Here is a 5,382-nt window from a genome sequence, read left to right on the forward strand (position 1 = left end):
TATTAGATAATAGTAATAATAGTGGTTGTCCTCCTATTCTCATGGTATCCTTCGATAACCACGACAGTGAAGGACCTTATCCAGAATCCATAATTTTGAGGGGCATTTTGCCATTAGTGTCATATTACTTGAGATGCTAAGTTTTGGTAGAGATTGTAGTGGTAAAATCACCGCCACTAATTTGTGATTAAGGTCAACTTTGTCATACCACCAAAGCAATACCTACAATGATCCATATGTTAATTAAATATCTCCAATGTTGTTTATTTTAAAATATTTTCTAAAAAATCGCTTGGTGTGCTACAATAATACATCATATTAGTAGCTGCTGCCTTCTTTCAAGTATTTTCTATAATCTTGCCAAAGATATAATTCTGTAAGATAAGTGAAAATATTCCTTTGCTGAGCGCTTAAATCAATTGAACGAAATTAGGTAGGTAATTGTAAATCCCTAATCCTGGTAAGTTAATTTACTCGCCAATATTACGAGTCTATAACATTGCATAGAATATTGCCATTAGTTTACTACCACCTAAAAATGTAAAATATAATAAATTCCATTTTCCATATTCAAGAGCAGCTCTTATAACTGCGACAGAGCTAAGTTTGACATCATTGTCCCTATAAAAAACGTAAGGAATTGAGAAATATTATATGACATTTATAAAATAGTGTGAGATTAAAAATAAGGGTAAATGGAATCTAAAGGATTCCATAATACAAGGATTCAAATAATATCTCAATCTATCAAGCCACGGAATTTTAAATCCGCAGGAATTTAATTCGAATCAATTTTACTAGGGTCAATCTTTTAGCAGGATTACAACCAAATACCAAGTGCCTATATGGAGTTGCAGAAAATAATCAATGTCTCGGATTAGACTTAGCAAGATAGATTTGTCTTAAGATCCAATGGTCATGAAAATGCTTACTGCAAAGATAACCATTGAATAGAATCGAGGTAGTGTTTAATTTGAATATCACATAATAAGTTTTCATAGCAAGCTACAGCTTTTATACCTCTAGCTGTTATCATTAATAATGGTAAGTCAAAACCTTGCTAGCTTTGAAGGCAGATATCCAAAAGATCTTTTTAACAAATCTGTATACACTGATGATAATCAAGTGCTTGTAGGTTATGTGGCGAAAGAAATTGGTAACATAATTGTTGTATTCAGTGAATTTAACAAAAAAATCAGATATGATATACCAAAATCTGATATCGTCGTAGCTGGAAGTATGGTAATTGTTCAAAATAGTCAAATTGAACTATCGAAATACAAAGTGAAAAGAGATGCACCCTTCCCAGAGGGAAAAGATTTGAAACCTATTGAGAAAAATACTCATTCAATGGAAGTTACTAAAGTAGAGAAAGCTAGTATGGAACAAGAAAAAATAGCGAAAGCACAGGACTTAAAACCAGATAAGAAGATAGACACAGAACTCATTGCAACTTCACTTTCTCAAACTGCTGAGCCTCCAAAACCACTCCCGGTGAATTCTAGCGCAGCCGATCGAAAAATACTACCATCCGCAGAAAAAGGTCATGGTAGTCCTATAAAGTTCATCCAGACAAGCACTATTTCACGACAAGCTCCTACGATATCTTCGCAAGGACCATTAAACCAGAAACATGAATACACAGGGACCGCTACCAAACCGGTAACAGGAACTGGAATATTTGCACAAAACCACGAGATCGAGAAGCACATGGATACAGTCGGCGCTGGTGATGTTACAGGCACAACAGCTCCAGATTCTACCAAAGAAGCTAGTTCTATTACCGATGATGTTACAGGCACAACAGCTCCAGATTCTACCAAAGAAGCGAAGCTAGTTCTATTACCGATGATGTTACAGGCACAACAGCTCCAGATTCTACCAAAGAAGCTAGTTCTATTACCGATGATGTTACAGGCACAGGCACTAATCCTACCACATCAGATCAGCAGATAGACGAGAATCTTATTTCTGACCAACTGTTGAATAAGGTACAACAATCTGCAATAGAAGTCGAGAAAGGCGAAGAAATTCAGCAAATTAACTCGCAGGTTGAATATAATGCCGATGCTAAATTGAGCGACAAAATTGAAACAGTATCAACTACAGTGTATGAATCAACACCCTCTGAAGCCCTCAATATTATCGAGGACAATAGAGACAGCGTATCGATTATTCCTGATAAGCCAAATATGGGATTCAATGAGGTGAGCAATGATTTGCAGCCAAACTACTATGGCAATCCATTTATAAGTATGTCAACATGGCAGCTTTCTTGGATTGAGTTGTATAATGAGTTTACTAGAATCTTTGCTAACTTGAGTTTAAATTGGTTCGATCTTTATTGCAAATTCTGGCTACCAAGGGGAGAGGCTGAAAAATCTAGTTAACCAAAAAGAATACTCGACAAAATATTTGAAACTCAATATATTTTAAATTATCATAAGCTGTTAGAACATAGTAAATCCAAGAGACCACCGATTGGTGTTGCGTAGGCTTTCGGGTCAATGGATCTATCTAAGGACAAAACAATCATTCAGCAATACTTGTAATGCTGGTGACGCGCCAGATGTGATAAGAGCAGCAATAACATAACCAACCAATGCAACAACAATTATGATAATAGCAACAACCACAAACAGATCTCTGGATACTCTTTTCAAGAGCGGCAGTTCTACAACAGCTTTATGGGTCCATTGGAATTATAATAAAATTCTATCTAAAAAGTGCAGCTAAAGGGTGCCTAATATCGTAATTATCCAGTACTGTTAGTATTACCGGGGGATGAATTAGAGTTAGTGCTGTTAGTTGGAATCATAGCAGTAGTAGAGTTAGAGTTAGTGCTGTTAGTTGGAATCATGGAGTTTCCTGGAGCAGTATTATTACCAGAAGGAGCAAGTGCGCTTGTGGAGCCTGGAGGCACCTTAAAAATGCTTCCTGGCGGCAACGTACCCGTATTGTTACCCGGATTCGTTGCGTTTCCAACCGAACTGAACAGTCCTGGTGAAGTAGGATTATGCACCTTAGTTATGGGTAATGTTGGCAGCGTGTTATTGCCAGGATTTGAGGCATTTCCCCCCGGAGCTAGACATCCAAAGCAACCGCAGCCGTAAACACATTCACCGGGTCCAGTGGTGTTTATAGGGGGCGGAGAGATAGTTTCACCCCCATTATTGATACTCTTTAGATATGCGTGGTATGGAGGCAAATAACCGTATGTATCTATTCCGTATTCAGGAAACCCATAAAGCCGCCGATCCTCCATGGTTGATTGGCTCTTCCATTCATAGTAATTAGCACATGTAGTAGTCTGCGTTGATAGATTTGGCCCGGAATAGGAGATTTTACAACATTGTAATTCGGAATAAATCCGATACATAGGCGTAGGGGGTGGTGGGTGAGTATTGTCATAACCAATAAACTGATAATTCTTAGGGGTTACCAGACAATCAGAGGTTGCTCCGGTTGTTGGCTCATAATCAGGATACCCTCCCCCTTGTGATGGTTGGGATACAGCTTCTAGACGGGATACAGACGTGAAACCACAAATTAATGCTACTATCAAAAAGGAAACAGCAAAAATATTCTGCATCCAAAGAGAGAGCGATATTCCCTACCATAAGACTTATGAAAAACAGTTATATTTCTTTTTTACTCCCGCGAGGGGTGTATCAAATGTATGACTGGTATTTGATTCTGAATTCAAACACAAGATTATACAGTTTGGAAGTCATGAATGTCTAAAATTTCTTTGTCAGTTACACCATAGTACTGTAATTTGATTAATGTATTTATGGTATCCATATGGTGCGCCCAAAAAACATTTAACGTTTGTATTTGTACCCATATGTTATTCAATTGTCTTCTTGCATCGAGCAATTTCTCTGTTTATCAATCCCATCCATCAAGGAATATAGAGCCTCTCCATAGGATAAATTTTCCACCTCAATTTTCTTAAAGATCGCGACATGAAACACTGACAATTCAGCAAACCCAATTCCAATTGAAATGAGTTGTTCGCACAATTATGATCGTGAGAATTAGATTAGGCTGCCCTCAATCTAACCATATTGAAGTCTACATTTCATTTTTACAGTCCACAAAAATATACATGTAAATAAAATATAGCATAAAGTAGTTATATGTCTTGGAACAGAAAAATAGATATTCTAGTGTCAAAACAGGCCACTTGTCAAATATGCAATTTAACAGCTCGCAACGATGAACGGATCATATTAGCCACGCCCATGGATCTGAAATGGCTAAATAAGAATATTTTGCGCATTATATAAAATCGATACGGCGGGAGTATACAAGGACTAGTAGTTCAGGCCAAAACAGAAATACGCCATGAATTGACTAATCAGACTTTACTTAATCAAGCTGCTGTATATGGAGAAGAAATTAACTAATCAATCTAATTCGATCTAAATGGAACAAAGTTGTTGAATAGTTAAACATTTGTAGCTGTATGGAATGATGACAGGAATAGCCTATAGGATGGTAAGAGAGTACGTTAAATACGCTAGATTCAGAAATACCACTTCTATCAGCTACAATGGAGCAAAAGAACTGCAAAACATAAAGATAGATAAACCTCAGTCAGTGAAAGATGACATATGCCAATAGTGACAGTAGCAATGTTTAGCGGTAGAACACAGACAGAAAAGGATAGACTAGCCGAAGCAATTACTGAAGATATAATAAAGATTCTAAAAGTAGAGAAAAAAGAGGCAATAGTAGTAATTCAAGAAGCGCCACGCGGGAATTGGTATCCATCAGGTATTCGGGTATAGGACGTAATTAAAGGATGTTGACACAATAATTCTTGTTCATTGGGATTATTGCAATATGTGAACTTCAAATATTATCGTCATTATCAATATTCATAATTCTACCAGATTTTTTCTCATCCCACATCGCAGTTGTTGAAAGCATATAATATTTGCTCATATTTCTAGATTCAAATTGTATGATGTCACCAGCTGATATTTGAATTTGAAACAACTTGTCCAAGTTAATTTTGTAGGGCATCAATTAATCCTAAACCACTTATCTGATTTCAATTCTTAAAACAACATAGTCAATCTTCAATTCTGTATTGTTCAGCCATTATTTAGGACATAGCATATATTTATGAGAAAACCAAGCCGTGAACAACGAGTGTGGAGCTGCTACGTCGAACCGGCTTGGGAAATGCATGAAATATTTCGACACAAATTATTTATCGATTGCATTGAATTCTTCTCAGCCGCTGATTAGGTAGAATGAGTACAAAAATTCTATCGGATCATGATTGCGATATCTGGACAAATTCACTTATTATTATCAAATATTACCCACAAATGGCAGACGTTTCCACAAAAAGAAACAGAAATGCTT

Annotated in this window: 6 protein-coding genes; 4 read left to right on the forward strand and 2 right to left on the reverse strand. The window is 36.7% G+C overall.

Going from position 1 to position 5,382, the window contains the following annotated elements; all coding sequences use genetic code 11:
* Positions 1 to 1,041 precede the first annotated feature (1,041 nt).
* Both DYY65_RS11925 and DYY65_RS11930 read left to right on the forward strand, forming a co-directional pair.
* Positions 1,042 to 1,956, forward strand: a complete 915-nt coding sequence (locus tag DYY65_RS11925) for a hypothetical protein (protein WP_162478179.1) — start codon at positions 1,042 to 1,044, stop codon at positions 1,954 to 1,956.
* Positions 1,957 to 1,982: 26 nt separating this feature from the next.
* Positions 1,983 to 2,390: a hypothetical protein gene (locus DYY65_RS11930; protein ID WP_162478180.1), complete on the forward strand. Its 408-nt coding sequence runs from the start codon at positions 1,983 to 1,985 to the stop codon at positions 2,388 to 2,390.
* A 365-nt stretch (positions 2,391 to 2,755) separates the two neighbouring features.
* Here the strand turns inward: DYY65_RS11930 and DYY65_RS11935 are convergent, their stop codons facing one another.
* Positions 2,756 to 3,592, reverse strand: a complete 837-nt coding sequence (locus tag DYY65_RS11935) for a hypothetical protein (RefSeq protein ID WP_162478181.1) — start codon at positions 3,590 to 3,592, stop codon at positions 2,756 to 2,758.
* Positions 3,593 to 4,476: 884 nt separating this feature from the next.
* Between DYY65_RS11935 and DYY65_RS11940 the strand changes: the two genes are divergently transcribed.
* Positions 4,477 to 4,629, forward strand: coding sequence for a hypothetical protein (locus tag DYY65_RS11940; RefSeq protein ID WP_162478182.1), 153 nt, complete (start codon positions 4,477 to 4,479; stop codon positions 4,627 to 4,629).
* The gene (locus DYY65_RS11945) at positions 4,620 to 4,796 is read left to right on the forward strand and encodes a tautomerase family protein (protein WP_162478183.1); all 177 of its coding nucleotides are present in this window, start codon (positions 4,620 to 4,622) and stop codon (positions 4,794 to 4,796) included. Before DYY65_RS11940 ends, DYY65_RS11945 begins: the two co-directional genes overlap by 10 nt.
* Positions 4,797 to 4,860: 64 nt before the next feature.
* On the opposite strand, the gene DYY65_RS11950 is transcribed toward DYY65_RS11945, so the two are convergent.
* Positions 4,861 to 5,034, reverse strand: coding sequence for a hypothetical protein (locus tag DYY65_RS11950; protein WP_162478184.1), 174 nt, complete (start codon positions 5,032 to 5,034; stop codon positions 4,861 to 4,863).
* Between the last annotated feature and the right edge of the window lie 348 nt (positions 5,035 to 5,382).

This window comes from Nitrososphaera sp. AFS (genome assembly GCF_009898475.1).
GTDB lineage: Archaea > Thermoproteota > Nitrososphaeria > Nitrososphaerales > Nitrososphaeraceae > Nitrosopolaris.